Source organism: Mucilaginibacter sp. NFX135 (assembly GCF_048565145.1).
In the GTDB taxonomy this organism is placed as follows: Bacteria; Bacteroidota; Bacteroidia; order Sphingobacteriales; family Sphingobacteriaceae; genus Mucilaginibacter.
The window spans coordinates 1,128,286-1,154,667 of the sequence record NZ_CP183412.1 but is presented as its reverse complement, the minus strand read 5'-3'; the positions used below and the strand labels follow the sequence as shown (position 1 = coordinate 1,154,667).

Sequence of the window (26,382 nt, the reverse complement as noted above, 5' to 3'; positions counted from 1 at the left end):
TACATGCGTCTCTATTTTCATTTGATACCACATGAAACACATTCCCAAAATAGCGGTTGTCGGGCCTGAATCAACGGGAAAATCAACCATGTCTGATTATCTGGCCGCGCATTATCATACCATTGCCGTACCCGAGTATTCACGGGAGTATTGTGCGGCGCTTACCGGGCCCTGTACCTGGCAGGATGAGATCAACATGTTTCAAGGGCAACTGGCGCTGGAAACCGCTTTGCTACCCAAAGCCAATGGGCTCCTGATATGCGACACCACTTTTTTAACCGTAAAAATATGGAGCGAGCATATGTTTGGTCGGGCACCGCAGGAAGTACTGGACGAACTTCCCAAACACCCTTACGATTTTTATTTATTGTTAGATATCGACCTGCCCTGGCAGGATGACCCTTTGCGTAATTTCCCCGAATTACGTGAACATTTTATGGCCATATGGCATCAGGAACTTACCGCATTACAGGCCCGCTACGTGGTCATATCCGGCATAGGGAACGACCGATATGAAAACGCGGTGAAAGCCGTTGATAATTTCTTGACCGTTGATTTAAGATGATTTCATTGATTACGCAGCTTTTTTGATCTTATTTAGAGCGTATATCTGGATTAGGAATATCTCCTTTTACTATGTTAATAAGCGTTTAAGCAAATCAACGACATCAGTGTAATCATCTTAAATCAACGGTCAAGAACGCCTATTTGAAAAAAAAATTATTATTCCTGTAAATTATTTTTCATGGTGATGCAACGTTGCAAAAACTGATGCGTCATTTAATCTGAAACCTGATCAGAAATTTGGAAGCCATATATGTAGATAAGCATTATAACCTGGTGGTTGAATGCAAACAGGGAAGCAAAAAGGCCAGTTACGAGTTGTACCGGTTGTATTCTAAAGCGATGTTGAACGTCGCCTTTAGGATCGTGGGCAATATTGCCGAAGCTGAAGATGTTTTGCAGGAAGCTTTTCTGGATGCTTTTAACAAATTAAGGGATTTCAGGCAGGATACTACATTTGGTTTATGGTTGAAACAAATTGTGGTGAACCGCTCTATCAACCTGTTGCGCAAGCGCAGACTGGAACTGATTGAACTGGAGGGCGACCATCTGGAAAATATACCGGATGAAGAACCAGAAGATGATGAAGACATACAATACCAGGTGGCTTTGGTAAAAGAAGGCATGAAACAACTGCCCGATGGTTACCGTGTGGTACTGTCGCTTTACCTGCTGGAAGGTTATGATCATGAAGAAATAGGACAAATATTGAATATATCAGAAAACACCTCAAGAACACAGTTTTTGAGAGCTAAAAGAAAATTAATGGAAATTTTAAAAAGGAAAGGAACAGAATTATGAGCAAGCGATTTGAAGATTTCATTAAAAACAACCGCGAAGAGTTTGACGAGATTGAGCCATCGGCCGATCTGTGGAGCAAAATTGAGCAAAGCCTCAACATGCCGGAGGAGTTGCCAAAAAAGCAGGAAACCAAAACTTTTTCGCTCGCTTTCGTACTTCGCGTCGCCGCGTCGGTAATTGTTGTCATGGGCATCGGTTTCGGAATATACCTCCAAAGCCAAAAAGGCGCAAAAACCGTGGACCTGGCCGCCATAAACCCTGAGTATGCCAAACAGCAAATGCACTATGCATCGCTTGTTGAAACAAAATTGACCGAGCTGAAATCGGTTGCTAAAGCCGATCCGCAGCTGTATAAAGAGTTTAGCGCCGAAATAGCCAAAATGGATTCTACCTATAAAAGGCTTAATGCCGATTTAGCCACCAGCCCCAACCAGGAGCGTGTTTTACGTGCCATGATCCGGAACTTGCAGGTACAAACCGAGGTGCTTAATCAGCAATTGAGTGTAATAGAACAATTCAATCAAATGAAAAAAGACCAAAAAGATGAAATCAAAAATATTTAAACGGTCGATGTTTGCTTTAATGGCCCTGTTAGCCGTTAATACGATCAGTTTTGCACAGCAAACCCCTGCGCCGCCGGTTCCGGTTCCCGTGCTTCCACCTGCACCCCCGATGGCTCCCTTAAACAAATTGACGCCACCCGACAGCAAAGACTTTCAGTTAAAAATGAAGGATCTGCACATTAAAATAAAGGACCTGCAGGTACGCATGAACAAACTCAACATGCAACACCAACTGCAGATGAATCTTAAACTTAAAGGTTTTGACAAACAGTTTAAGCATATTGACCAAAACTTTAACTACAAGTTGAATGACAGTGCCATGAACCTTGCCTGTGATCTCAGTAATAATATAGCGCCGCAGATAGCTTTAGGTTTTAAGGAATTTGATACCGATTTTAGCTATAACACTGATACTGACAAGCAGCATGATGATGGTGTTGAAAAGATAAAAAACTATAGCAAAAGCTATTCAATAGGTGGTAACGATGTGATTAACCTGGACAACCGATTCGGCAAAATAACCGTGAATACCTGGAGCAAAAGCGAGGTAAAGGTTGACGTACAGATAAAAGTGGGCGCCAATGATGACGAACTGGCGCAGAAACTATTGGATAATGTCACCATTAGGGATAGCAAAGATGGCTCTGGCGTTTATTTTAAAACCAGTATCAACAATGATGACAATGGCAGCTCATGGTCGTTATTTGGCGGCAAACGTAACAATGTGCGCAAAATTGAAGTGAATTACACGGTATATATGCCATCCAAAAATCCATTAAACGTAAGTAATAAATACGGAGCCACCAGTCTGCCGGATCTGGATGGGAAATTAAATATTAATAACTCTTACGGCAGCCTGGTAGCCAAAAACCTAAGCAATCCGGGTAACCAGATCACGGTTAAATACGGCAGTGCCACCATTGGCTCGCTTAACGGTAGCGACCTGGACGTAGCTTATGGCAGCCTGAATCTGGGCGAATGTAATAAGTTGAATGCCGACATCAGCTACGGCTCGGCTAAAATTGGTCGCATCACTACTTCGGGTAACATCAATGTAAAGTTCAGCGGCAACCTGAATATTACCGAGGTGGATAAAAACGTAAAGAATTTAGCGGTAAACTCCTCCTACTCCAGCGTTAAACTGGGCATCAGCAATGAGCAAAACGCCGATTTTGACGTAACCGTACGCTATGGCAGCTTTAATTACGGCGGTCATGATATCAATATCACCAGCAAAAGTCCAGCTGATAACGATAGAGGTTATAACCCTACCAAGAACTATAAAGGCCATTTGGGTAAAGGCTCAAACGATAAAAACATAACTATTAACACCAGCTACGGCAGCGTAAGCTTTGACTAAAAAGGGTCAAGAGATGAGAGTCAAGAATTAAGAGATTCAGCAAGAAAAAAATATGTCATTTCGCAGCACGAAGCAATCACGAACTACGCATATTCACTCTGTATAGCATGCGATTGCCACGCTATCGCAAATGACATGATTGGCCTTGATTCCTGACTCTTAACTCTTGATTCTAATTTCTTGCTTCTTCACAAACACCTTAATATTTTAACATTGAGCGCAAGCCTCTGCCATTTTCGGCAGGGGTTTTGTTATTTTAGAGGCAAACAATTTAGCCTGCTATGGAAATTTTTGCGAATGCCGAATCCTGGATATCACTCGTTACCCTTACTTTGCTGGAGATTGTTCTGGGCATTGACAATGTGATATTCATCTCTATTTTATCTGACAAGCTGCCGGCAAACCAGCAGGCTAAGGGCCGAAGGTTGGGTTTAGGCATGGCCATGATCACCCGGGTATTGCTTTTGTTATCCATCAGTTGGGTAATGACGCTTACCGCGCCTCTGTTTAATCTGGCACATATTTTTAATGTTACGGATGCTGATTGGGTGGAAAAACTGGCCATATCCGGTCGCGACCTGATCCTGATCATCGGCGGCTTGTTCCTGATCTATAAAAGTACCGCCGAGATCCACCATAAAATTGAAGGCGAAGAAGAAAGTGCTGAAAAGATAAAGCGGCACAGCTTCTGGGGTACCATCGTCCAGATCATGCTACTGGATATCGTTTTCTCGCTCGATTCTGTAATTACCGCCGTAGGAATGGCCAGCCATGTCGAGATCATGATACTGGCTGTTGTTATCGCCGTAGGCATTATGATGTGGGCATCAAACGGCGTGGCCGGGTTTGTGAACAAGCACCCAACGGTAAAAATGCTGGCGCTGTCGTTCCTGTTGCTGATAGGTGTTTCGCTCCTGGCCGAGGCATTTGAGCAGCATATTCCTAAAGGATACATCTACTTCGCCATGGCATTTTCGGTACTGGTAGAGATGCTGAATTTGAAAATGAAAGCAAAGGCGGTGAAAAAGGGAGCAAAGATTATCGGAATAAAGAACAAAGATTTTTAGAACAGGGATAAAAGGAACGAAGAGTAAAGTTTATGGAGTAAGAAGAAAAGTCCTTGCTCCTTACTCCATAAATCTTTACTCCAAATCAAAATACCCTGCACAGCAAACCCTTCAAATATTCCCCTTCGGGGAAGGAGGCCCTTACCGGGTGATCTTCGGGTTGATGAAACTGGTAAATAAACTGCACTTGTTTCCCGGCATCCAGCGCGGCCCATGCAATTACTTGTTTAAAGGTTTCCATATCCATGGCACCGGAGCAGGAATAGGTAGCCAACAGGCCGCCTTCGTTCAGCAGCAGCATGCCCAAACGGTTCAGATCTTTATAAGCCCTGGAAGCCCTTGTCAGCGCAGAGCGCGAGGGAGCATACTTTGGCGGATCGAGTACAATAACATCAAACTTTTCGCCATCATCCCTGAATTTGCGCAACTGCACATTCACGTCAGATTTTATGGCCGAATGTTTATCAGCATCCAATTTATTCAACAGGATATTTTCTTTCAAAGTTTCAATAGCCAATGCCGAACTATCTACACTGGTTACCGACGACGCACCATTTTTTAAGCTATTGAGCGTAAAACCGCCGGTATAACAAAAACAATCCAATACCTTTTTCCCTGTAGCATAGTTGGCTACTATATGGCGGTTATCGCGCTGGTCACAATAAAAGCCCGACTTTTGGCCTTCGGTGATATTGATGCCATAAACAATATTATTCTCCAGCACTTCTACAATTTCAGGCGGGGGATTACCAAAAAGTACTTTATTTTCGGCCTCGGCAAGGCCTTCGTGGGCCCGTGAGGAGTTATCGCTTTTATCAGATATACTTTCGGGGCTCAGCAGTTTTTGCAATTCATCAATTATTACAGGCATCACCCGCTCCATACCCGAAGTAAGCACCTGAACAGCCAGATGACCAGCATATTTATCCACAATTAAGCCCGGCAAATAATCGGCCTCGCTGAAAACCAGGCGACAGGTATTGGTTCCGTTTGCTAATACATGAGCCCTGCTTTTAATGGCCGTAGCCAGTTTACGGCGAAACCAGTCGTCATTAATTTCAACGGCCTCATCCCACTCCAAAAGGCGCAGGGCAACCCGCGATTGATCGTTATAAAAACCATAGGCCATAAAATCGCCTTTTGCATTAAGCAGCCGTACTACATCGCCATTGGCGGGTTTACCCTTTACTTTTTCAACAGCGCCCGAAAATACCCAGGGATGCCTTTGCAAAACAGCTTTCTCTTTACCCTTGTTTAATATCACATCAATCATAGCGCAAAGGTAATAAAAAGCTTAAGGCTGAAAGCCAAATGCAAAAAGCTTGTTACTTATGCCTTTGAACTGATAACCTCATTAAACTTTCATAAATTTTATTACTCCAATACAATATTTCCCGATTAAAAACATTTGGTATCTTAGTATCGAAAACATAACATGAGAAAGACTTACTTATTTTTAGCCACCATGCTATTGGCATGTGTAAGCTATAAAAGCGATGCTCAGGCAGTACCCCGTATCCCTGAGGCCAGTTCTACACAAACCATTATCCAGGATTTTGGACTGGGCAAGGTTACCATTACCTACTCCCGGCCTAATGTTAAGGACCGTAAAATATTTGGTGGCATTATTCCTTACGGCGAGGTTTGGCGCACAGGAGCCAATGCCGCAACTACCATTACTTTTACCGAAAAAGTGATCATTGAAGGTCATGCAGTACCTCCTGGTACCTATTCATTATTCAGTATCCCGCAAAGAGGCGAGTGGACCATCATCCTGAATAAAACAGCTAAACAATGGGGCGCTTATAGTTATAAGCAAGCCGACGACCTTTTACGCTTTGATGTAAAATCAATCCGTGTAAATGAAAAACGGGAAACATTTACCATGGCGTTTGCTAATTCTACGACCCGGTCGACCGACCTTTACCTGGTTTGGGATCATACAGCCGCTGCAATCCACATGGAAACTGATGATGATGCCAAGATCATGACCAATATTGACGAATTGATGAAAGGCGACCGTAAACCTTATTATTTTAATGCTATTCAGTGGTATTATGAAAATAATAAAGATGTGAACAAAGCTTTAGGCTGGGTAGCCGAAGCCGAAAAAGAAGAGCCTAAAGTACCATGGTTTAAACTGTGGGAATCGCGCTTGTTATTAAGAAAAGGGGATAAGGCTGGTGCAATAGCCGCTGCCGAAGCCGGTATCGAGCTTTCAAAGGAAAGTAATGACGACGAATACCTGCGATTGAACCTGGAAGCGCTTAGTCAGGCCAAAGATTAGTTATCAGACAACAAACTGTAAAACATTACAGGCCCGATTCTATTTGACCCGGGCTTTTTTGTTGCATAAATTTATTGATGAGGTAAGCCACAATCATCACTAAGAAACACCCGATGGGGTTAAGCCACAAATAAGCCACTGTTTTACTCAGGCCTAAATATAATATGCCCCCCTCGCTAACAATAGCGGCAATAAACACGGGGGTTCCGCTTATCCGTTTCATATAAAAAGCAACTATAAATACCCCCAATACGGTTCCGTATATATAAGAGCCTAACTGGTTTACGGCCTCCAGCAAGTTACCCAGCTTGCCGGCATACAAAGCCATAATTACACATACCACGCCCCAAAACACGGTTGAAATACGAGATACCAGCAGGTAGTTTTTGTCCGACGCATCCTTATTTATGGTGCGTTTATAAATATCGATCACGGTAGTTGAGGCCAGTGAATTAAGGGCGCTTGCTGTTGACCCCATAGAAGCCAAAAATATAATGGCTATCAGCAACCCAACCAGTCCGCGGGGCAAGTACTGTTTTACAAAGGTCAGGAATACGTAATTGGTATCATTATCATCGGCATTTACATTATTCTTTTTCATGAGCGCAATGGCATCCTGCCTGATGATGCGCGACTGAATATCAGCTACTTTTAAAGCATCTTTCGCACGATCTATCTCATCCTCATTTTTGCCGTCAATAGCTTTTACCAGGTCATTGGCTTTTGCTTTGCGCTGTTCAAAAGCCTGGGTGTATTGCTGATCGAGATAATTGTACTGGGTTGCGTAACCGCTTTGCTTTACCCGTGCTACCTCGTAATTATTAAAGAATATGGGTGGCCTGTTAAATTGGTAAAAGGCCAAAACCAGTACACCAATCAACAGGATAAGAAATTGCATAGGGATCTTGATGAGCCCATTCATAATAAGGCCCAGCCTGCTTTGCCCCACAGAGCTGCCCGTTAAATAACGTCCAACCTGGCTTTGGTCTGTACCGAAATAGGATAACTGCAAAAAGAAGCCGCCTATCAGACCGCTCCATACGGTATAGCGGTTACTCCAGTCAAATTTCCAGTCTATTACGTTCATGTGGCCCAGCTTACCGGCTATTTTCAAGGCACGTGTAAAACCTACGCCCGATGGTAATAGATTAACCACCAGTATACCGGCCAAAAACATACCGGCAAATATGATACTCATTTGCAGCAATTGGGTGTATGATACTGCTTTACTACCACCATAAACGGTGTAAAATATAACTAGTCCGCCTATAAACAGCGTGGTATAAACCGTGTTGATATTTAAAATAGTTGATAAAATAATGGCTGGCGCATAAATAGCTACCCCGGTTGACAGACTGCGCAGCACCAAAAAAAGGAAGGAAGTAAGCGCCCGGGTTTTCAGGTCGAAACGCTGTTCCAGAAACTCGTAAGCAGTATAAACTTTAAGGCGATGGAAGATAGGCACAAAGGTTACACACAGCACAATCATGGCCAGCGGTAACCCGAAGTAAAATTGCACAAATCGCATTCCATCGGAATAAGCCTGACCAGGTGCCGAAAGAAAAGTAATAGCGCTTGCCTGGGTGGCCATAACCGAAAACCCGACATGATACCAAGGTAGCGAGCGGTTACCCACTAAAAACTGATCGATATTTTTATTGCTGCCGCTTTTCCATACGCCATAAACTACAATGACCAGCAGCGTAAGGCCTAAAACTATCCAATCGGGTAAACTCATTCAAATAATTTTGTAATGAGCCAAAATACTAAAATTAAAAAAACCAGCCATACAACTACAATGCCGTAAAACTGGTTCCAATTTTTTATAAATGAGGGCAGATCAGGATCAGGCCTTTTCACCACGGCCTTTAACCAATACAGTTACAAAGAAACCGGCGGTTAATAAGCCCAAAACACCACCAATGGCTATCCAGGTAAATCCTTTATCAATTATTGCTCCTATAAAAAGCCCGGAAACTAAGCCAACAAGATAAAATACAAAATCAAGGCTTTTTTCTTCTTCTTCGTGATGTTTCATATTACTGTTAATTATAACGTTTGCAAAAATAGATGATTAATTGATTTTTACCAATAAATTATTTCAGTATAAAAGGGTTGGCGAAAAAAAGAATAAGGGTGTCATGCTGAGCTTGTCGAAGCATGGTATGAAGGCCTCTACGCACGCCCTTCGACAAGCTCAGGATGACAGGCTCTTTTTTTTGAAATTTCAAGATTCCCTCCCCACGAGAGGGGTGCGGTTGGTTGGTGCGCAAAGGCAGGGAGGGGTTTATACTGCATACAGGAATTTTGCAATGCTTATTAACCCCTCCCTACACCCTCCCGTAGGGCTACTGTGTGGACACAAGTATGCTATAAAAGTTCGATTTTTGCGAAATGGATGAACCTATAAATTCGAACCCTGATTTTAAGGGAGCATTTGGCGATAAACGGATAGAAAGGCGTGCGACTGATGCATTAAGGAAGCTAACCACGGGCCGTAATAGTAGTTTACGACAGATCACAGAAACAGATGCAGAACAAAAAAGCTTCTATCGTTTGTTTAACAACGAAAGTTTCAGCGAAAGCGCTATAGAAAAAAGTATAGTTGATCGTTGCCGGACATTAAGTTCGGGCCGCCATTTATTGTGTATACAAGATACCACAGAGTTTAACTTTTCATCCAAGCGGGGACGAATTAAACCTAAAAGTGGATTAGGAACTACTTCAAGGGATGATATTCTGGGCTTTATGTTGCATAGTAGTTTAGTAGTTGATGCAGAGCAATAGTCATGCATTGGGCTATTCTTATATTAAAACATGGGAAAGGCCCGCAGATACTCCGGGGAAACATGATCGTGATTATCAGCATTTACCTATCCAGGAAAAAGAATCTTATAAATGGATAGCGGCAGCCAATCAGAGTAAAGCGTTATTGGAGCAGGCAAATGCGATAACCATCGTTGCAGATCGGGAAAGCGACATTTACGATCTGTTTGACGTAGTTGAAAAAGACAAAGTACATTTACTGATCCGCTCTAATCATGACCGGCTGATAAGCGGGAAATTAAAGCTAAGCGGTTGCCTGAATGCCTTACCTGTTATGTATAGTTATGATCTTGCTGTAGCGGGCGATATCAGAAAGGCCAGCAGTAAGGGTATTGTTCGAATGGGGCTAAAATGGGCTAAGGTTGAGCTTTTAAAGCCGGTTTCCTGCAGAAATGAACAATTGGCAAACGTTCAGGAAATATATGTGGTAGAGGCAGCTGAACAAAACAAAGGTATTTACTGGCGGATATTAACCACACATGAAGTAACAACAGCCGAACAGGCCTTGCAGATCATTTGCTGGTATAAAGAGCGCTGGCATATTGAACAGATCCACCGTTTACTTAAAACAGACGGCTTCAGAATCGAAAAATCTCAACTGGAACAAGGTTGGGCTATACGCAAACTTACTTTGTTGGCGATGATGGCAAGTCTGCGTATCCTGCAGATGATGCTCGCATATCAGGATGATAATGAACAATCTATAGATGAGGTATTTGATCACCAGGAACAAAAATGTTTACAAATGATAGCCAAAAAGTTGGAAGGGGCAACAGAGAAGTTAAAGAACACGGCAAAAGTAAACACCCTGAAATGGGCAACATGGATAATTGCACGCATAGGTGGTTGGAAAGGGTATACTTCTCAAAGAAAACCAGGCCCGATCGTCTTGCAAAAGGGCCTGGCTAAATTCTATAACGTTTATGAAGGATGGCTACTCTATCAAGATTACAACTAAAAGATGTGTCCACACAGTAGCCCAACGGGAGGGAATCGCACATACCCAGAGTGACCTTTACTTTACAACGATTGCCCCTTCGGCTTACTCAATAAATTCACAAACAAGCGGTAAGCACCTGGTACGCCGGCAGGTAGTTCTCTGAAAAATGCGAGGGAGGTATATACAAACCGACCTTTGCCGTAATCACCAACTATTAATGATCCATTATTAGGTTGCTCACCCTTATCGTTCATTTGTAAAATGGCTTTGTATTGCGGGTCTATATCGCTTACAAAATACAGTCCACGCTCCTGGATCCAGCCTTTAAAATCGTCCTGGGTAATTTTATTTGGATAGTTAAGTACCGGACTTTGTTTATCCAGTATAGTTACTTCTGCATTCTCGTCGGTAATCCTTTGATTCACTACCCGGAAAGGATATGGGCCGATCTGTTTTACCACCAGACCTGAGTTATTATTATACTGTACCAATAAATTACCGCCATTTTTAACATAATCCATCAGTCGATTTTGTTCATAGGGCAGGCGTTCGTTCACATTATAGGCACGAACCCCGGTAATAATGGCATCATATACGGAAAGATCGGTATTCATGATCTCGCCTTCTGAAATCAGATGTACATCATAACCTACCTGGCGCAAGGCTTCGGGCATCAGATCGCCGGCGCCTGTAATATAAGCCAGCTTTTTCCCTGCAATTTTCAGGTCGAGGTTTACCAAGCGGGTTTCGGCGGGTGGGAATAGTGTAATAGCCGGCACATGATCATACCGGATACGACGCAAAGCCAGTGAAAAAGTTTTCCCGTTCACCGTTACCAGGGCTTCTAAATTATTGATCCGGGGTTTATTATCCGTTGGTGCAACAGTAAAAGCTACCGTCCACTCGTCATTTTTATTTTTCCCTGTAAATTCAATTTTTTTGGGATCGATCTTCCAGCCGTCGATGGGTTTCAGGCTGATATTGCCGCTGGCCTCAGTAAAGCTTTTTAATTTTACCTGAACCACTTGAGACTGTAACGAATTAAAAATATAGTCCTGGTTTTCGATATTGGCGGTAACCGGCGGTGTAATTTCCAGCGGCTGATAAACCTCGCCCCTTACCGGGTCTACATATTTATATAACAGCCTGCGTTCAAAATGAACCGGTTTGCCTTCTATAATAAATTCAAAATCAACTTTGGGCAGGTCGGGGTTTTCGGGATTTCCGGCCAATGTTTCATCAGGTAAATTATAGGCGCCTATACTATGCGGGGTTTCCAGCCAGTAAGGTTGTGTTAATTTATCGGCAGTACCGCTTTGCTCAAATGTTTGCTGCTGATTGGCCGGGATCACCTGGCTGTTCAAATTGGAAACATTATTTTGAAACCCTATGCTGTTGATCTTTACCCTGTTGCTATACCTGTCAACCACCTGGGCACGCACCTGGATCTTATCGCCAAGGGCATATGTTGGTTCCGTGGCGTAAGCCTCAAACCATAAGCCCGAACAGGCGGCAATCAGCTCGCTCAATTCTTTTGTTTTTTGGGTTCGCCAGTATATATCAGAAACCTTTTCCACCTTACCCAACAACTGTACTAAAGCTGGCACTGACTTTTCGGGAGCTTCGGCATTAAAATCCCTGTTGATGATGCCGATGGCTGCACCGATAGATTCGCCGTCTTTTACCCGTTTCCAGGTAGTATTAACACCATCCATCAGGTCGTTTTGCGGAACATCACCCAAAATGGTTTTAAAATATTCATAAATTTCGCCGCGTTGCCTGGCCGAGCCAAAACCCTGTGTTTTATGGTTACTACGGCTTTCGGCAGCAAGTTCACCATAGCCTTTCCCTAAAATGGGGTTATAAACACCTACATTAATTTTAAACTGATCGGCCGCGGTAGTGTTTATAGTGCCAAAGCTAAAAGTATTCCAAAGCAGGCGTTTGGCTTGCCAGGGCTGCACATATTTTAACTGTTCGGGATAACGTTTAGGATCGGCCGCTGCCGTAAATGCTTCCTGCGCCAATATAGCCGATGAAGTATGATGGCCATGGCCGCCTTCGCCGGTTGTGGGGAAACGGCATATCATCACATCGGGCCGGAACTTACGGATCACCCAAACCATATCACCCAACACCTTATCCTTATCCCATATTTTCAGTGTTTCTTCAGGACCTTTGGAAAAGCCAAAATCATTGGCGCGGGTAAAAAACTGTTCGGCACCGTCAATGCGGCGGGCGGCCAGCAATTCCTGCGTACGTATCAATCCCAAAAGTTCACTTTGTTCATTTCCAATCAGATTTTGACCGCCATCGCCCCTTGTGCAGGAAAGGTAACCGGTGCGGTAATGCTTTTCCTGGGCCAGATAAGCCAGCAAACGGGTGTTCTCATCATCGGGGTGAGCAGCTATATACAACACGCTGCCCAGTGTATTGAGCTTTTTAAAATTTTGCTGTATAGCGCCCAAATCGGCCGGTGGCGAGGTTTGTGCTGATACGAAGGTTGAAAGGTATAAAAAGATGGTAATGAGGTTTATCCGCTTCATGCTGGCAAATATATTTGAAAGATGGAAATTTATTATCTTTATATCAATAATATAACATTGCATAAATATGGAATGCGCTATATTTCAAACGGATAACAGGCAAACCATAATTGCTGTAATAACCTAAAATTTCTGCTGATTAGTAAAACAAATCTGTCATTCATGAGTAATCTTAATCAAGTGATTAGCTTTTTGGCCAGGATCGCTATGCTTTAATCAATCGTTTGATTAATTTTGTGCCGTTAAAAGAAAATGGACAAAGATAAGATAGATAAAAAGGACCACATTCTGGACGTAGCCGAGCGCGTGTTTTCAGAGATGGGTTTTGACGGTGCTTCCACCCGTATGATCTCGGGCGAAGCCGGTGTAAATATGGCCATGCTCAACTATTATTTCGGTTCAAAAGAAGGCTTATTCCTTGCGGTTATTGAACGTAAGATCATCTCGTTTCAAAACATACTGCAAATTTTAGGTAACGACGAAAGCATCAGCTCCTGGGGAAAAATAGAATCATATATCGAGATCTATGGCGACCGGGTAGTGAACAACAACTGCTTCCAGAAATTGCTCTATCAGGAATTGACCATGAACCGCCGCACTGAGCTTGCCGAAACCATACGCAATATGTTGATGAAAAGTGTATCTGAGCTGTTCAGGATAATACAGGAAGGAATGGACAATGGTGAATTTAGTAAAGATACCGACATGCAAATGGTAGTGGCCACGCTTTATGGAACCAAAAACTTCATTATGAATACCCCGCTGATGTCATCAACCATGCTGGGTGTTGATATACAGGACGAAAAAGTGTTGGAGGAACAATTTAAGCCCCGTATCAAAAAATATTTAAAAACCCTATTAAAAGCGTATTTAGTTAATGAAAATGACAACTCTAAATAAAAAAACCAACCACCTCTCACTGTTTAATGCAGTGCACCCTTTCTGCCTGTATGCTATTACGTTTGTAATAACAGCTTCGCTATTTGTGGGAACCGCAAATGCGCAGGACAGAACCATTACCCTGGATGAGGCTATAAAACTTGGTCTGGAAAACAGCAAGACCTTAAAGCTTTCACAATCAAAAATTGACCAGGCTGTTTCTGAATACAACCAGGCTAAAGACCAATCGTTGCCAACCGGTAAAATAAGCTATGGCTACAATCATGCTGAGATTCCGGCAAACAGGCTGGCTTTAGGTCCCGAAAGTTTTAACTTACCCAACCGGGCCGATGCTTACCTGGGTATATTGACCTTGAATCAAACTATTTTTGAAGGCAATAAGCTTAAGTACGCCCGTCAGTCAACAGACCTGTTAACCCAGGTTGCCCGTTTGGATGCGGTGAATGATAAAGATCAGATCGTTTATGATATTATCAGCTCCTACTACAGCTTGTATAAAGTGCTGCAAAGCAAAAAGGTAGTCGCTCAAAACTTGGCCACCGTTGACGCGCAGATTAAACAGGCGCAAAGATTTTTTGAACAGGGATTGGTAACTAAAAATGATGTACTGCGTTTCCAGCTGCAAAGATCAAACATTGAAATTAACGGCGTCGATCTGGAAACAAACCGCCGCATTGTTAACTACAACCTGAATGTATTGTTAGGATTACCTGAAGGCACCCAGCTCAACATCGACCAGATAACTGAAGCCGACCGGCAAGTTGCTCCATTTAGTAATTACCTGGATACCGCAATGAGCAACAGGCCCGAGCTACAACAGTTTGACCTACGCACTAAAGTAGCCGAAACCAACATTAAAAGCATCAAAGGCAATACGTTGCCTACGCTGGTAGCATCAGTTGCTGGCTATTATATAGATGCCAATATCAACCCTATCCCTAAAAGCGGTAACTACATTACACCGTTAACAGGCGGCTTAACCCTGTCATGGGGCTTTAGCTCATTATGGACCAACAAAAACAAGGTTACCGAGGCTAAAATTGAGCGCGAACAAACTGTGATCAATAAAAACATTATGGTTGATCGTATTAAGGATGAAGTGAACCAGGACTACCAGAACTATACTTCGGCTTTAAACAAGATTAAGCTTTTACAGGTAGCTATTGAGCAGGCCGGCGAGAACAATAAAATATTGGAATCAAAATATAAGAGCAATATATCCTCAGCTACAGATCGCGCTGATGCCGAAACATTACTTTATCAGGCCCAGATCAACCTGGAACTGGCAAAAGCCGATGCTGGTTTGGCTTACTATACCTTATTAAAATCAACTGGAAAAATTAACAAACAATAATACTAAACCAATCAATACTATATACAATGGCAAAGGAACACGAAACACAGGAACAAACACCAAAAAAGAAACCGAATAAAGTTATCCCTATCATATTAGGTATACTACTTGTTGGAGGTATCATTTTCGGTATCAAAGAATATATATATTTCGGTAAGCATATTGATACCGACGACGCGCAGATCGATGGCGATATCAGCCCGGTTGTTACCCGCGTTGGAGGTTATGTTGATTCGATCTATTTTGAAGAAAATACTCACGTAAACGCCAATCAGGTACTGGTTAAGATAGATGACCGTGACTATAAAGTTAAATTGGAGCAGGCACAGGCCGCGCAAGTAGGCGCAAGCGCCGGTATCAACGTAAATCAATCACAGATTTACGCTAACGAAGCTAACTCAGCAAGTGCAAGAGCGCAGGTTGCCTCAAACGCCGCCCGTTTAGATAAAGTACAAAAGGATTACAACCGCTATGCCAACCTGGTAAAAGATGGTTCTGTAACCCAGCAGCAATTTGATCAGGCTAAAGCCGATCTGGATGTGGCTAAAGCTACTTTACGTGCATCACAAGATCAGTACAAAGCCGCACAGGAACAAATTGGTACTACACGCAGCGAATTAAAAGTTACCCATACCGGTGTAACCCAAAAGCAAGTGGATATTGATTTTGCTAAACTGCAATTAAGCTATACCACTATTAAAGCACCGGCTGCTGGCCTGGTATCTAAAAAAAGCATCCAATTGGGTCAATTGGTGCAGGCAGGACAAACACTGTTCTCCATCATTAACGATAACAGCCTGTACATTACCGCCAACTTTAAAGAAACCCAACTGAACGACATGAAAAGTGGTCAGAAAGTTGACATCGAAGTTGATGCTTACCCAGATCTGAAACTGGAAGGCGAAGTTTACAATTTTTCGCCTGCTACAGGTGCAAAATTCTCTTTACTACCACCAGATAACGCCACCGGTAACTTTGTAAAAGTTGTGCAACGTGTACCTGTTAAAATAAAAATAAAAGCTGATAAAGCAACTCTTGACAAATTGCGCCCGGGTATGAGCGTAAAAGTATCTGTAATTAAAGGATAATCGAGGATTGGGGATTTCGGGTTTAGGATTTCGGATTTATTATTCTGTTAATTCTTTAATTCTGTAAGTTCTGGTTCTGATTTAAAGTTTAGGAATTTAGAATTTAATGTAATATGGCTGAAACAGGCTTTAAAAAATGGATCATCACAATCACGGTAATTACGGCTTCGTTGTTGGAGCTGATTGATACCACCATTGTGAATGTAGCGTTGCCCAAGATACAGGGTAACCTGGGGGCAACTCTTGAAGACGTTGCCTGGGTAGTTACCGGTTATGCTGTTGCCAACGTAATCGTACTTCCGATGTCGGGTTGGCTTGGCAATCGTTTCGGGCGTAAAAATTATTTTATAACATCAATTATCGTTTTTACCATTGCTTCATTCTTGTGCGGTAATGCTACAAGCCTGGGCGAGCTGGTATTGTTCCGGATCATACAGGGTATAGCCGGGGGTGGTTTGATATCAACTTCACAGGCTATACTTATTGAAACCTGGCCGCGTGAGCAAATTGGTACAGCTACCGCGTTATTTGGTTTAGGCGCGGTAGTAGGGCCAACTGTGGGGCCTACCATAGGTGGCTATATAACCGACCACTTAAACTGGAGCTGGATATTTTATGTAAACATTCCCGTAGGTGCCATAGCTGCGTTTTTTGCCTATACCTTTGTGCGCGAAACACCGAAAGACGAGAAAGGAAAACCCGTGGACTGGTGGGGGATTCTGTTCCTGGCCATATCCGTTGGTAGTTTACAAACCATCCTGGAAAAAGGCGAAACTGAAGATTGGTTTGCTACAACCTATATCACCGTGCTCACTATTACCGCCATATTAGGCTTGATCCTTTTTATATGGCGCGAAATGAGCATCGATTACCCGATAGTAAACTTTGCCATATTAAGGCACCGAAGCTTCGCGGTAGGTATGTTCACTTCCTTTATACTCGGATTTGGGTTGTATGGATCGGTGTTTGTGTTCCCGGTATTTTGCCAGAACCTGCTCGGCTTTACGGCGCAGCAAACGGGCGAGATCCTGTTTCCGGGTGGTTTATGTACCATTATCATGATGCCGTTTATAGGCAAAATGCTTAATAAGGGTATCCCTGCCCAGTTTATGGCAACGGCCGGTATGTTCCTGTTCTTTGTATTTACCACCATGCTCAGCAATTCAACGCTGGCGGTAGGTACAGGCGACTTTTTTATACCACTGGTTATACGCGGTGTAGGTATGGCTTTATTATTCGTACCATTAACTACGCTGGCAATTGCCGATCTGAAAGGTCCCGAAGTTGGACAGGGAACCGGCTTAAATAACATGATGCGCCAATTAGGCGGTTCGTTTGGTATTGCCACCCTTACAACCATTATTCACGTTCGCCAGGGATTGCACCGCAATAATCTTTTAACCAATATTACATCAACCAATCCGGCGTTTACAGAGCGCTTTAATGCCTATTTGCATGGTTTTATGGCTAAGGGACATTCATTGATTGATGCTACCCGCATGGCTTATGGAGCTATAGAAGGCGCCGTTACCCGGCAGGTATTGCTGTTAACTTATGATGATGCCTACTGGATATCTGGTTTAGTGATGTTGTTCTCGATACCGTTATTATATCTGCAGCCATTTAAAAAGGCTGTTAAAATGCCGGTAGACGCGCACTAATAAAAACGATAAAAGCCGTTCCTCTATTACCAGGAACGGCTTTCCCCAAAAAAAATTAACAATTAAAATTTAAGTACTGCCTCCCGTAAACACTTTGCTTTATGAAAAGATTCTGCAGATCCAGGGGGCGTTTAATCTTAGGTATAAATTTAGAAGTTTTTAATTAACAAACGCAAATTTAATTAAGCATTTAAGCATAATTTATGAAAAAGGCATGAAATTTTTAAATCTCATGCCTTTTTTTATTAAATCCTGACTTATTCGTTCAAAAAATCACTTTACCGGCAGATGTTATCAGCGATGCGATACGCACAGCGTCAAAAATACGCTCCTCAGTAGTGGATAATTTTATCAATGAGTCCTCATGCGCGTTCACACACATTTCGCAACCATTAACCGCGGATATGGCCAGACTCATTAATTCAAAAAACTCCTTACCGGTTACCGGCTTCATCATCAGCTGCATACGGATACGGGCCGGGATCTGGGTATATTTTTCTTTCTGCGTAAAATGCCTGAACCTGTAGAATACATTGTTCGAGGCCAATAAAGAGGCGCAACCAACGGCTTCTGCTATTTCAGCAGCGTCGGCACCCTGTTCCTGGGCATACCTGGTAAAAAAAACGGTAAGCGGTGTGTTATTATTATTAACCGCTGTGCTTAGTCCTAACAAGGCACACTCTTTAGTACTTAGGTGGGCCGATGTAAGGGTGCTTGTAAAATTCAGCTTCAGGTCGCGCAGATAACGTGATTCGCCTTTTTCAAGCAGGCTGAGAGCCTCTGTTCTATAGTTTTTATCTATTCCAATACTTTCCAGCAATTCCTGGATCACTTCGGTGCTTTCGTTCATATTTTTTTGTGCTTAAAGCTAAAAGCCGAAGGCTTAAAGCGGGTTGTTTTAAAAGCTTTCGGCTTTATGCCTTAAGCTTTCAGCTTGTATTCGGCTTAAAAAAAATCCCCGCGCAAATTTTTGCACGAGGATATATAGTATAATAGGGGTATTAAACAGTAAGTGTTTCTTGTCCTTTTTCCCAGTTGCAAGGGCAAAGCTCATCTGTTTGTAAACCATCAAGTACACGTAAAACTTCTTTAACATTACGGCCAACGCTTAAATCGTTAACAGATACCCAACGGATAATACCTGTAGGGTCAATAATGAAAGTAGCACGGTATGCAATCTTTTCGGTTGGTTCCAATATGCCCAGATCTTCTGCTAATGATTTTGAAGTATCAGCAAGCATCGGGAATTTCAGATCGCGCAGATCATCATGATCGCGTCTCCAGGCAGCGTGTACAAATTCAGAATCTGTAGAAGCACCAATTAAACGAGTTTCACGATCGCGGAATTCACCATAGTTTTTGTTGAACTCAGCAATTTCAGTTGGGCAAACAAATGTAAAATCTTTTGGCCACCAGAACATTACGGTCCAAACGTTATCGTCGTTCACCAGGTAATCAGAAGTTAGTGTTTCAAACTCTTTACCTTTTTCAAGGCTTACTACAGCGGTTTTAGAAAATTGAGGGAATTTTTGTCCTATCGTTAACATATTAGCTATTTTATTATTATTTATGCAACAAATATACGCTTTTTAAAGAAAGCTATTAATTCTAAAAATCTATGCGGTATCAATTTTCTCTATATATGACCTATATCATATAGCCCTTTTCTATCCGCCTGATTTTCACCTGTTTCAATGATCTTTTTCAATTGAAAAAAAACTTTACCTTGGTTGTATGAAAACTAAACCTGTCATAATAATAGTAGTTGCTGCAGTCATCCTGGTGTGCGGCTTCTTATTTATCCGTAGCAAATACCTAACTAAGCCAGAAAAAGGCGAAATAACCCGGTTCTTAAATGCCTTTAACGTGCAGATACAGGCAGGTAATATCGATTCGGCAAGTGTTTATTTTGAGGCAGATCAAAAAAGTGCCCGACTGGTAAAAGCGCTGTTGAAGGTGCTTACCAATAAAACCAACACAGGCGGTAAAGAAAGCCCTATTTTTAAAGTAAGCTTAAATACCGAAGATGCCACAGTTAAATTTATAAATCCGGAACTGGCTACCACCAATATTATTGCAACCTTTGATCATAAAGCCTTGACGGCCGAAAAAGCAACCCTTGTATTCACTATCCACAAAACAGGCAGCCATCAATACAAGATAAGCAAGGTAAATGCTACTGATTTTGTAAAGGGCTATGTTGCGTTTCAAAACAAAGTGATCAATAAAACCATACCCGAGAAGGATATTTATGCACCAATTACCCTGGCAGCCTTTAAAACTGCCGAAAAACTAAAAACCAGGTATGATACCGTGCTGTGGTTTGAACATATGGATGGTAAAACCTATTATTATGTATCAAAAAGTCCGCTTGAAAAGGAAACTTATTGGGGAGTTGATAATAAAGATGGTAAAGTACCCACCCATCAGATGGCGCTTTTAAATCCGGAACTCAAAGAGATCATTCCACCGGAATACGACCTGATACACAATATCGGCCGAACAGTGGATGGACTGATAGAGGTTGAAAAAGGCAGTAAAAGAGGCCTTTTTGACTTGACTGGCAAATTGGTAGTACCTGTTGATTATGACCAGCTTTATCCACTGAATGACGAGGAGAACCTGGCTTTACTCAAAAAACAAGACGACTATTTTTACCTGAAAAAAGACCTGACCGTAAGCGAAAAACTAATCGACTTTAAGATAGCCGATGTGCTACCTAAAATAAAACTCTACGGATCATCTGCTAAACTTTCGGATAAGAGTTCAAAGAACATTATGGAGTATAACAGCAGGGAAAGGACCTCTTCTATATTGATACCTCCTTCTTATTTAACCGACTGGCAGATCACCTCCAAATTGATCGATTTCCAAAATCCTTTGAGAAAAGGTGTAAAAAGCATGGACGAAGGCGATGGAGAAGGCAGTTTAAGCCTGGCCATTACCTTTAGCGGTACTAAACAACCAGGAGATAATTGGTTTGAAAGCGCTTTTTACTCCATAGCGGATGATTATTTGGGCGGGCGATCAGGTCTGTACACTACTAAAGAAGTACTTTTAGTTGATAAAAAACAAAACCGGCTACTGGGTTTTAACGCAAGTGCTTACATGGGCGATGGTGAAGGCGGTGGCGCTCTGTCTGGGTCATGTAATGAAAACTCACTAAGAGCGCTCAATGATTCGTTATTTGAGTTTAAAACCACATCGCAATTCTATCAATCCCTATTAGATACGACCGAAACTCTGGATGAGGGGCCGTATTATTATTACCTGCAAATAAAAGATGGCAAACTGGCACCAGTATATCAAAAGGGCCAACGCATATTTCCAACGCAATACGTAAAACTGGACGATTCCTATTTACAAAATTGTTATGTACTCTCCCGCTACACTAAAAACCAATCAAATAGCCGAACCGTTGACCATGCTACCCCAGCCATCCTGCAGCTGATGAAAAATGAGATCTATGCATCGTACCAATACAAGTTTAAAAACCAACGTTGGAACGACATATTTGTGAACCATTTTGACAGGTATGATAAAGGCAACCTGGCTAACGTTGATGATTCCCTGACAGTTATTGATAAATACAACATCAACTTTATCAACAACAAACTAAACGCGCAAAAAGCCAATACATTAGCGGCCAAATGAGTATTACAGCCCGCCTACTACGGTATTTCGCATTCTTTTGGATAGTGGTATTGAGCCTGGGTACTTTTGCTCAATACCTAAATTTTAAGCAGGACACCGTTTTTTTGAGCTTTAAGCAGGCGGCCATTGAAACAGGCTGGTACATGCCGGCCTTTTACTGCCATATTTTTGGCAGCAGTATTATTTTGCTGGCCGGCTTTTTCCAGTTTTCAAAAAAGGTGTATAGTAATCGTCCGCTGCATAGGGCATTGGGCAAATTGTATGTTTTTGGCGTTTTATTTTTTGCCGCACCAGGCGCTTATGTCATGACACTGTTCATCAACCGGGGTAAGGGCGTTTTCGCTTCCTTTTTAATACAAAATACCTTGTGGGTGGCTTTTACGCTATCTGCTTTTCTGCTGGTAAAGAACGGTAAAATTGATGAGCACGTTAAAATGATGCGACGTAGTTACGCACTGGCCTTTGCCGCGGTAACATTACGTTTTTATATATGGTTGTTTACCGTTTTAGGCAACGGCGTAAATTTTGAGAATAATTATCTCATCATCGCTTTTTTAAGCTGGGTGCCCAATTTATTGCTGGTAGAGTTAATACCCCCTAACCCCCTAAAGGGGGAACGATAAAGCAAATCGCTCCCCCTTTAGGGGGTGGGGGGCCTACAATATAAACTTCGTGCTCAGGAAATTGGAATCGCTGCCGTTCACAATTTCGTTGATGATCTGTTTATTAGTTTCGTTCAGTTTGGTGGCAACCAATGAGCGGATAGAAAATGCCCGCAGCGCGTCAAATACCGAAAGTGTACCCTCGGCACTGTCCTTACGACCTGTAAATGGAAACACATCGGGCCCGCGCTGACACTGGCTGTTGATGTTTACACGGCTTACCAGATTTACAAACGGATCGATCAATGATGAGATCTCCTGGGCATCGTTACTGAATATACTCACCTGCATACCATGCGGCGAATCGATCTGATATTCAATCGGCTCTTCTATCGATTCAAACGGAATTACAGGAATAATCGGACCAAACTGTTCTTCGCGGTATAGCTTCATTTTTTCGTTCACCGGGTAAACAATAGCCGGGTAATAGAATGAGGCAACGCTTTCGCCACCATTTTCATTAATGATTTTTGCGCCATGAGCTATAGCATCATCAACCATTTCTGTCAGCGATTCGGCCTTATTAGGCTCGGGCATTGGAGTAAGTTTTACGTCCTTATCCCATGGCAGGCCAAATTTTAGTTTAGATACAGCCTCGCTCAGTAGTTTTAAAAATTCATCGGCTACATCTTTATGCACAAATATTACTTTGATGGCTGTACAACGCTGTCCGTTAAATGACAGGGCGCCTAAAACGCATTCGCTCACGGCCAGTTGCAGGTCGGCATTTTTGGTAACAATAGCCGCGTTTTTTGCATCCAGGCTTAATACCGCTCTTAACCGGTTTATTTTAGGGTGACGCTTTTTCAGATCGTTAGCTACTTTACTGGAGCCTATAAAGGCCAGCACATTTATTTTGCCGGTTTGCATCAGTCCGGGGGTAACTACCGCGCCACGACCATAAACGGTATTCACCACACCTTTAGGGAACGATTCCTGGAAGGCCCTTAGCAGGGGATAATGTAACAGCGTACCATGCTTAGGCGGTTTAAATAAAATGGTATTGCCCATAATAAGGGCAGGTATCAGGGTTGTAAAAGTTTCGTTAAGCGGGTAGTTGAACGGCCCCATACAAAGCACCACGCCCAGCGGTGAGCGGCGGATCTGTGCGATCAAGCCTTCGGCCATTTCAAAGCGGGACGATTTACGGTCGAGCGCCTTCAGGGCATCAATGGTAGCGTTGATGTATTCGATGGTACGGTCAAATTCCTTTGCCGAGTCGCCGTATGATTTGCCAATCTCCCACATCAGGAGCTTTACCACCAGGCTGCGCTGCTCAATCATTTTATAGATGAAACGCTCCATGCATTTTATCCTGCCATCAATGCTCATGGTAGGCCATTCGCCGCGCCCATTGTCGTAGGCGGTAATGGCTGCCTCCAGGGCATCATTAGCTTCTGTTTCGGTGCAGATAGGATAAGTACCTATTAGCTTGCGTTTAAACCCATCCGGGCCGGGAAAACAAACAGGCGAATACACTTCGGTCACAGGCCCGTTCCAGGGCTTCATCTCTCCATCACACAGGTATTCGCGCTGATGCACTTCTGATATCTGGAATTCGGCCGGTATCTGGCTTTCCTCCACAAATATCGAACTGATCTGATCTTGAAAACTCATATTATATTGGGGTTAGAATTTCTATAAAGATAAAGAAAGCCCCCTTTTATTATCAAGTCTTTTTATTCAGTTCCATTTTTGTTGATAAATTTTCAATTCAGGCCGATTCTTTATACAATACCATACCGGCATGGTAAAACACGTTACCGTCAAAATCGCCATCGGCGGTAAAGCCGGTATCATCCAGATATTCGATATGCTTATCCCTAATGCTGTAAAAGCCGGTGTAAGCCATCTTTCGGTTACCGCGGGCCTCAACATAGCGGCCGTTTGGTAATAACTCATGGCGTATGTAACCATCACTTGTTACCCAAACGCCTATATGTTGATCCTTTTCCATATTTATGCTATTGCTGTTGAGGTTGTTAATTCTTTCCAGTTTTCCAGATCGCTTTGAACAGCGGCTATTTTTTTAGTAGCCAGTTCATAAGCATCGGCACCTAAAAATAAATTGAGTGGGGCTTCCGGCTCATTGGTGATCCTGATCATAGCCTCTGCTGCCTTTTCGGGATCTCCTACCTGCTGCTGATCCATGCTGTTTTGATGAAAATCCTGAATATCACGCACGTTTTGATAAGCAGCGATAGGGTTCTTTGGAGTGATCAAGGACCCTTCCGACAGGAAATTGGTACGGAAATAGCCTGGCTGCACTATTGTTACCTTGATACCAAACGGCCTTACTTCTTCGGTCAACGATTCCGAAAAACCATTCACCGCGAATTTGGTAGCGCAATAGATCCCGAAACCGGGAAAACTTCCGGTAAAGCCTGCGATTGATGATATATTCAGGATATGTCCGGATTGTTGCTCACGCAGATAAGGCAATGCCTTGCGGATCACGTTTAAGGAACCGAAAACATTTACTTCAAAATTATCACGCAATTCGGCGTCTGTTAATTCTTCAAGGCCACCAACCAAGCCGTAGCCGGCGTTGTTCACTACTACATCAATTTTACCAAAAGTATTTATGGTCAATTCTATAGCGTTTTGTACGCTTTCTTCGTTTTTGATATTCACTACCAGCGGCAAAAACTGCTCGCTTTGGCTGCCTACGGCCTTAGTCAGGTCGCTCAGGCTTCTTGAGGTGGCCGCTACCTGGTAGCCTTCGTTTAATAATCTTTTTACCAGGCTAAGTCCCAGGCCTTTGGAGGCACCGGTTACAAACCAAACTTTTTTATTGCTCATTTTTTGTTTTTGTTTTTATGTTTATGGATAGATACAGGGTTGGGATAAGGTTTTTATTTAACCTGTAAGTCGTGCTCAAGATCTGTTGAACAGGTAAGCTCTTCCCACTGGTGGATCTCTTTATACAGTGAATCCAATTTGGTTAAAGCCCGGTTATAAGCATCGCCACCTAACAGCAAATACAATGGAGGATTTTCCTCGCCCACAATTTTGATGATAGATGCAGCGGCTTTTTCCGGATCACCGGCCTGCTCGCCATCCATTTTCAGGTATTTGGCATGCGTTTCCCGCACATCCGTGTAATCGGCTATCGGGTTTTCGGTCATGCTTAGTGAATCTGGTGTCAGGAAACTGGTCCTGAACGCGCCCGGTGCAACTACCGTAACCTTAATACCCAGGGCTTTTACATCGGCTGCCAATACTTCGGACAGGCCGATCACCGCGTATTTAGCGGCTCCATAAATAGCCCAACCGGTTCCAGGGGCAATACCCGCTATAGACGATATATTGATGATATGCCCCGAACGTTGTTTGCGCAGATAAGGCATCACAAATCTGATGACATTTAGGGTGGCAAATACGTTTACGTCAAATGCTGTGCGGGTTTCTTTGTCGGTCAGCTCCTCGATAGCGCCGCCTATACCATAACCGGCATTATTGATCACTACATCTATCCGGCCAAAAGTTTCATTGGTATGCTGCAGGGCCAATGATACACTGGCTTCGTTCACCAGATTAACCTGTAGCGGTAAAAAGTTATTAATGTTTGGAGTGTTAACTGCTTTTATTAACTCCTCTTGATTTCTGGAGGTGGCGGCAACAAGCTGACCAGCATCCAGTAATTGTTTCACTAAACTGAGCCCAAATCCTTTGGAGGCGCCAGTAATAAACCATACTTTTTTGTTGTTGTCCATTTTTTGTTCTAATTGATAGAACAAAGGTAGGGTGGCAGGCAAGCCTGTGCATTACGCGAATCAAACCAATGGTTACGAAATTCAAACAATTTGAATTTTACTGGGTGTTTTACTTTTGCTTTGGGGAGAATTATATAGCGCGGTTATAACAAATATAACGAATTGCGGTTAGGAAAACAAATGCAAGGTTGCAATTCAAAACCACATATCGCAAACGACTCACCCCGCCTGCGCTTCGCTGGGCGACCCTCTCTTCGCCTGCGGCGGAAAGAGGGTAAAACCTTTCTCTCCACGCGTCATTGCGAGGTACGAAGCAATCCCCGACTTACAGATCGGCCCTGTATAGCATAGAGATTGCTTCGTACCTCGCAATGACGCGTGGAGACCAAGAGG

General features: G+C 42.9%; 24 protein-coding genes. 14 read left to right on the top strand and 10 right to left on the bottom strand.

Features of this window, described 5'->3' with window-relative positions; genetic code table 11:
• Window positions 1-31: 31 nt before the first annotated feature.
• The 5 genes from ACNURT_RS05045 to ACNURT_RS05025 all read left to right on the top strand — a co-directional run bounded on the left by ACNURT_RS05045 (window position 32) and on the right by ACNURT_RS05025 (window position 4,355).
• Window positions 32-565 carry an AAA family ATPase gene (locus ACNURT_RS05045; protein ID WP_419700812.1) on the top strand — a complete coding sequence of 178 codons (534 nt, stop codon included), beginning with the start codon at window positions 32-34 and terminating at the stop codon, window positions 563-565.
• A gap of 239 nt (window positions 566-804) precedes the next feature.
• Entirely contained in the window at window positions 805-1,365 is a 561-nt protein-coding gene (locus ACNURT_RS05040; RefSeq protein WP_370994934.1) for an RNA polymerase sigma factor, read from the top strand.
• On the top strand, window positions 1,362-1,928 hold the full coding sequence (locus ACNURT_RS05035) for a hypothetical protein (protein WP_419700811.1): 567 nt from the start codon (window positions 1,362-1,364) through the stop codon (window positions 1,926-1,928). Before ACNURT_RS05040 ends, ACNURT_RS05035 begins: the two co-directional genes overlap by 4 nt.
• Window positions 1,909-3,288: a hypothetical protein gene (locus ACNURT_RS05030; RefSeq protein ID WP_419700810.1), complete on the top strand. Its 1,380-nt coding sequence runs from the start codon at window positions 1,909-1,911 to the stop codon at window positions 3,286-3,288. The genes ACNURT_RS05035 and ACNURT_RS05030 overlap by 20 nt, the downstream gene beginning before the upstream one ends.
• A 281-nt stretch (window positions 3,289-3,569) precedes the next feature.
• Window positions 3,570-4,355, top strand: a complete 786-nt coding sequence (locus ACNURT_RS05025) for a TerC family protein (protein WP_419700809.1) — start codon at window positions 3,570-3,572, stop codon at window positions 4,353-4,355.
• A gap of 85 nt (window positions 4,356-4,440) precedes the next feature.
• Here the strand turns inward: ACNURT_RS05025 and ACNURT_RS05020 are convergent, their stop codons facing one another.
• Complete coding sequence (locus ACNURT_RS05020) at window positions 4,441-5,628, bottom strand: class I SAM-dependent rRNA methyltransferase (RefSeq protein WP_419700808.1); 1,188 nt, start codon at window positions 5,626-5,628, stop codon at window positions 4,441-4,443.
• A gap of 162 nt (window positions 5,629-5,790) precedes the next feature.
• Here ACNURT_RS05020 and ACNURT_RS05015 point away from each other — a divergent pair, with 162 nt between their 5' ends.
• On the top strand, window positions 5,791-6,642 hold the full coding sequence (locus tag ACNURT_RS05015; RefSeq protein WP_419700807.1) for a DUF2911 domain-containing protein: 852 nt from the start codon (window positions 5,791-5,793) through the stop codon (window positions 6,640-6,642).
• Window positions 6,643-6,667: 25 nt separating this feature from the next.
• Here ACNURT_RS05015 and ACNURT_RS05010 read toward each other — a convergent pair whose 3' ends face one another.
• Together ACNURT_RS05010 and ACNURT_RS05005 are read right to left on the bottom strand one after the other, a co-directional pair.
• Window positions 6,668-8,380, bottom strand: coding sequence for a sodium:solute symporter (locus ACNURT_RS05010; RefSeq protein WP_419700806.1), 1,713 nt, complete (start codon window positions 8,378-8,380; stop codon window positions 6,668-6,670).
• Between the two features lie 108 nt (window positions 8,381-8,488).
• Window positions 8,489-8,680, bottom strand: coding sequence for a hypothetical protein (locus tag ACNURT_RS05005; RefSeq protein ID WP_370994943.1), 192 nt, complete (start codon window positions 8,678-8,680; stop codon window positions 8,489-8,491).
• A gap of 356 nt (window positions 8,681-9,036) precedes the next feature.
• Between ACNURT_RS05005 and ACNURT_RS05000 the strand changes: the two genes are divergently transcribed.
• Entirely contained in the window at window positions 9,037-9,429 is a 393-nt protein-coding gene (locus ACNURT_RS05000) for a transposase DNA-binding-containing protein (RefSeq protein ID WP_419700805.1), read from the top strand.
• Window positions 9,416-10,426, top strand: coding sequence for an IS4 family transposase (locus ACNURT_RS04995; RefSeq protein WP_419700804.1), 1,011 nt, complete (start codon window positions 9,416-9,418; stop codon window positions 10,424-10,426). Before ACNURT_RS05000 ends, ACNURT_RS04995 begins: the two co-directional genes overlap by 14 nt.
• A 62-nt stretch (window positions 10,427-10,488) precedes the next feature.
• Here the strand turns inward: ACNURT_RS04995 and ACNURT_RS04990 are convergent, their stop codons facing one another.
• Window positions 10,489-12,954 carry a PIG-L family deacetylase gene (locus ACNURT_RS04990; protein ID WP_419700803.1) on the bottom strand — a complete coding sequence of 822 codons (2,466 nt, stop codon included), beginning with the start codon at window positions 12,952-12,954 and terminating at the stop codon, window positions 10,489-10,491.
• A gap of 252 nt (window positions 12,955-13,206) precedes the next feature.
• Here ACNURT_RS04990 and ACNURT_RS04985 point away from each other — a divergent pair, with 252 nt between their 5' ends.
• The 4 genes from ACNURT_RS04985 (at window position 13,207) to ACNURT_RS04970 (ending at window position 17,957) form a co-directional block, all read left to right on the top strand.
• Window positions 13,207-13,854 carry a TetR/AcrR family transcriptional regulator gene (locus ACNURT_RS04985; protein WP_370994945.1) on the top strand — a complete coding sequence of 216 codons (648 nt, stop codon included), beginning with the start codon at window positions 13,207-13,209 and terminating at the stop codon, window positions 13,852-13,854.
• On the top strand, window positions 13,838-15,208 hold the full coding sequence (locus ACNURT_RS04980; RefSeq protein WP_419700802.1) for a TolC family protein: 1,371 nt from the start codon (window positions 13,838-13,840) through the stop codon (window positions 15,206-15,208). The genes ACNURT_RS04985 and ACNURT_RS04980 overlap by 17 nt, the downstream gene beginning before the upstream one ends.
• 26 nt (window positions 15,209-15,234) lie before the next feature.
• Complete coding sequence (locus tag ACNURT_RS04975) at window positions 15,235-16,296, top strand: HlyD family secretion protein (protein ID WP_370994947.1); 1,062 nt, start codon at window positions 15,235-15,237, stop codon at window positions 16,294-16,296.
• Between the two features lie 113 nt (window positions 16,297-16,409).
• On the top strand, window positions 16,410-17,957 hold the full coding sequence (locus ACNURT_RS04970; protein WP_419700801.1) for a DHA2 family efflux MFS transporter permease subunit: 1,548 nt from the start codon (window positions 16,410-16,412) through the stop codon (window positions 17,955-17,957).
• A gap of 265 nt (window positions 17,958-18,222) precedes the next feature.
• Here the strand turns inward: ACNURT_RS04970 and ACNURT_RS04965 are convergent, their stop codons facing one another.
• Window positions 18,223-18,807 (bottom strand): carboxymuconolactone decarboxylase family protein, encoded by a 585-nt coding sequence (locus ACNURT_RS04965; RefSeq protein ID WP_419700800.1) that lies wholly within the window; start codon window positions 18,805-18,807, stop codon window positions 18,223-18,225.
• A gap of 151 nt (window positions 18,808-18,958) precedes the next feature.
• Window positions 18,959-19,504, bottom strand: a complete 546-nt coding sequence (locus ACNURT_RS04960; RefSeq protein ID WP_419700799.1) for a peroxiredoxin — start codon at window positions 19,502-19,504, stop codon at window positions 18,959-18,961.
• 187 nt (window positions 19,505-19,691) lie between these two features.
• Here ACNURT_RS04960 and ACNURT_RS04955 point away from each other — a divergent pair, with 187 nt between their 5' ends.
• A complete protein-coding gene (locus ACNURT_RS04955) occupies window positions 19,692-21,611 on the top strand; it encodes a WG repeat-containing protein (RefSeq protein ID WP_419700798.1) in 1,920 nt (639 codons plus the stop codon).
• Complete coding sequence (locus ACNURT_RS04950; protein ID WP_419700797.1) at window positions 21,608-22,234, top strand: DUF2306 domain-containing protein; 627 nt, start codon at window positions 21,608-21,610, stop codon at window positions 22,232-22,234. The genes ACNURT_RS04955 and ACNURT_RS04950 overlap by 4 nt, the downstream gene beginning before the upstream one ends.
• A 33-nt stretch (window positions 22,235-22,267) precedes the next feature.
• Here the strand turns inward: ACNURT_RS04950 and ACNURT_RS04945 are convergent, their stop codons facing one another.
• The 4 genes from ACNURT_RS04945 to ACNURT_RS04930 all read right to left on the bottom strand — a co-directional run bounded on the left by ACNURT_RS04945 (window position 22,268) and on the right by ACNURT_RS04930 (window position 25,989).
• The gene (locus ACNURT_RS04945; protein WP_419700796.1) at window positions 22,268-23,890 is read right to left on the bottom strand and encodes an NADP-dependent glyceraldehyde-3-phosphate dehydrogenase; all 1,623 of its coding nucleotides are present in this window, start codon (window positions 23,888-23,890) and stop codon (window positions 22,268-22,270) included.
• A gap of 97 nt (window positions 23,891-23,987) precedes the next feature.
• Window positions 23,988-24,230: an Atu4866 domain-containing protein gene (locus tag ACNURT_RS04940; RefSeq protein WP_419700795.1), complete on the bottom strand. Its 243-nt coding sequence runs from the start codon at window positions 24,228-24,230 to the stop codon at window positions 23,988-23,990.
• A 2-nt stretch (window positions 24,231-24,232) separates the two neighbouring features.
• On the bottom strand, window positions 24,233-25,075 hold the full coding sequence (locus ACNURT_RS04935; RefSeq protein ID WP_419700794.1) for an oxidoreductase: 843 nt from the start codon (window positions 25,073-25,075) through the stop codon (window positions 24,233-24,235).
• 53 nt (window positions 25,076-25,128) lie between these two features.
• Window positions 25,129-25,989, bottom strand: coding sequence for an SDR family NAD(P)-dependent oxidoreductase (locus tag ACNURT_RS04930; protein WP_419700793.1), 861 nt, complete (start codon window positions 25,987-25,989; stop codon window positions 25,129-25,131).
• Window positions 25,990-26,382 lie beyond the last annotated feature (393 nt).

Bases quoted from the DNA above. Each gene is read 5' to 3' on its own strand.
- ACNURT_RS05020 (WP_419700808.1), bottom strand. From the start codon at position 5,628: ATGATTGATGTGATATTAAACAAGGGTAAAGAGAAAGCTGTTTTGCAA.
- ACNURT_RS04935 (WP_419700794.1), bottom strand. From the start codon at position 25,075: ATGAGCAATAAAAAAGTTTGGTTTGTAACCGGTGCCTCCAAAGGCCTG.
- ACNURT_RS04950 (WP_419700797.1), top strand. From the start codon at position 21,608: ATGAGTATTACAGCCCGCCTACTACGGTATTTCGCATTCTTTTGGATA.
- ACNURT_RS05015 (WP_419700807.1), top strand. From the start codon at position 5,791: ATGAGAAAGACTTACTTATTTTTAGCCACCATGCTATTGGCATGTGTA.
- ACNURT_RS04960 (WP_419700799.1), bottom strand. From the start codon at position 19,504: ATGTTAACGATAGGACAAAAATTCCCTCAATTTTCTAAAACCGCTGTA.
- ACNURT_RS04945 (WP_419700796.1), bottom strand. From the start codon at position 23,890: ATGAGTTTTCAAGATCAGATCAGTTCGATATTTGTGGAGGAAAGCCAG.
- ACNURT_RS05045 (WP_419700812.1), top strand. From the start codon at position 32: ATGAAACACATTCCCAAAATAGCGGTTGTCGGGCCTGAATCAACGGGA.
- ACNURT_RS04975 (WP_370994947.1), top strand. From the start codon at position 15,235: ATGGCAAAGGAACACGAAACACAGGAACAAACACCAAAAAAGAAACCG.
- ACNURT_RS04970 (WP_419700801.1), top strand. From the start codon at position 16,410: ATGGCTGAAACAGGCTTTAAAAAATGGATCATCACAATCACGGTAATT.
- ACNURT_RS05010 (WP_419700806.1), bottom strand. From the start codon at position 8,380: ATGAGTTTACCCGATTGGATAGTTTTAGGCCTTACGCTGCTGGTCATT.
- ACNURT_RS04985 (WP_370994945.1), top strand. From the start codon at position 13,207: ATGGACAAAGATAAGATAGATAAAAAGGACCACATTCTGGACGTAGCC.
- ACNURT_RS05000 (WP_419700805.1), top strand. From the start codon at position 9,037: ATGGATGAACCTATAAATTCGAACCCTGATTTTAAGGGAGCATTTGGC.
- ACNURT_RS05005 (WP_370994943.1), bottom strand. From the start codon at position 8,680: ATGAAACATCACGAAGAAGAAGAAAAAAGCCTTGATTTTGTATTTTAT.
- ACNURT_RS04965 (WP_419700800.1), bottom strand. From the start codon at position 18,807: ATGAACGAAAGCACCGAAGTGATCCAGGAATTGCTGGAAAGTATTGGA.
- ACNURT_RS04990 (WP_419700803.1), bottom strand. From the start codon at position 12,954: ATGAAGCGGATAAACCTCATTACCATCTTTTTATACCTTTCAACCTTC.
- ACNURT_RS04940 (WP_419700795.1), bottom strand. From the start codon at position 24,230: ATGGAAAAGGATCAACATATAGGCGTTTGGGTAACAAGTGATGGTTAC.
- ACNURT_RS04995 (WP_419700804.1), top strand. From the start codon at position 9,416: ATGCAGAGCAATAGTCATGCATTGGGCTATTCTTATATTAAAACATGG.
- ACNURT_RS05025 (WP_419700809.1), top strand. From the start codon at position 3,570: ATGGAAATTTTTGCGAATGCCGAATCCTGGATATCACTCGTTACCCTT.
- ACNURT_RS05035 (WP_419700811.1), top strand. From the start codon at position 1,362: ATGAGCAAGCGATTTGAAGATTTCATTAAAAACAACCGCGAAGAGTTT.
- ACNURT_RS04930 (WP_419700793.1), bottom strand. From the start codon at position 25,989: ATGGACAACAACAAAAAAGTATGGTTTATTACTGGCGCCTCCAAAGGA.
- ACNURT_RS05030 (WP_419700810.1), top strand. From the start codon at position 1,909: ATGAAATCAAAAATATTTAAACGGTCGATGTTTGCTTTAATGGCCCTG.
- ACNURT_RS04955 (WP_419700798.1), top strand. From the start codon at position 19,692: ATGAAAACTAAACCTGTCATAATAATAGTAGTTGCTGCAGTCATCCTG.
- ACNURT_RS04980 (WP_419700802.1), top strand. From the start codon at position 13,838: ATGACAACTCTAAATAAAAAAACCAACCACCTCTCACTGTTTAATGCA.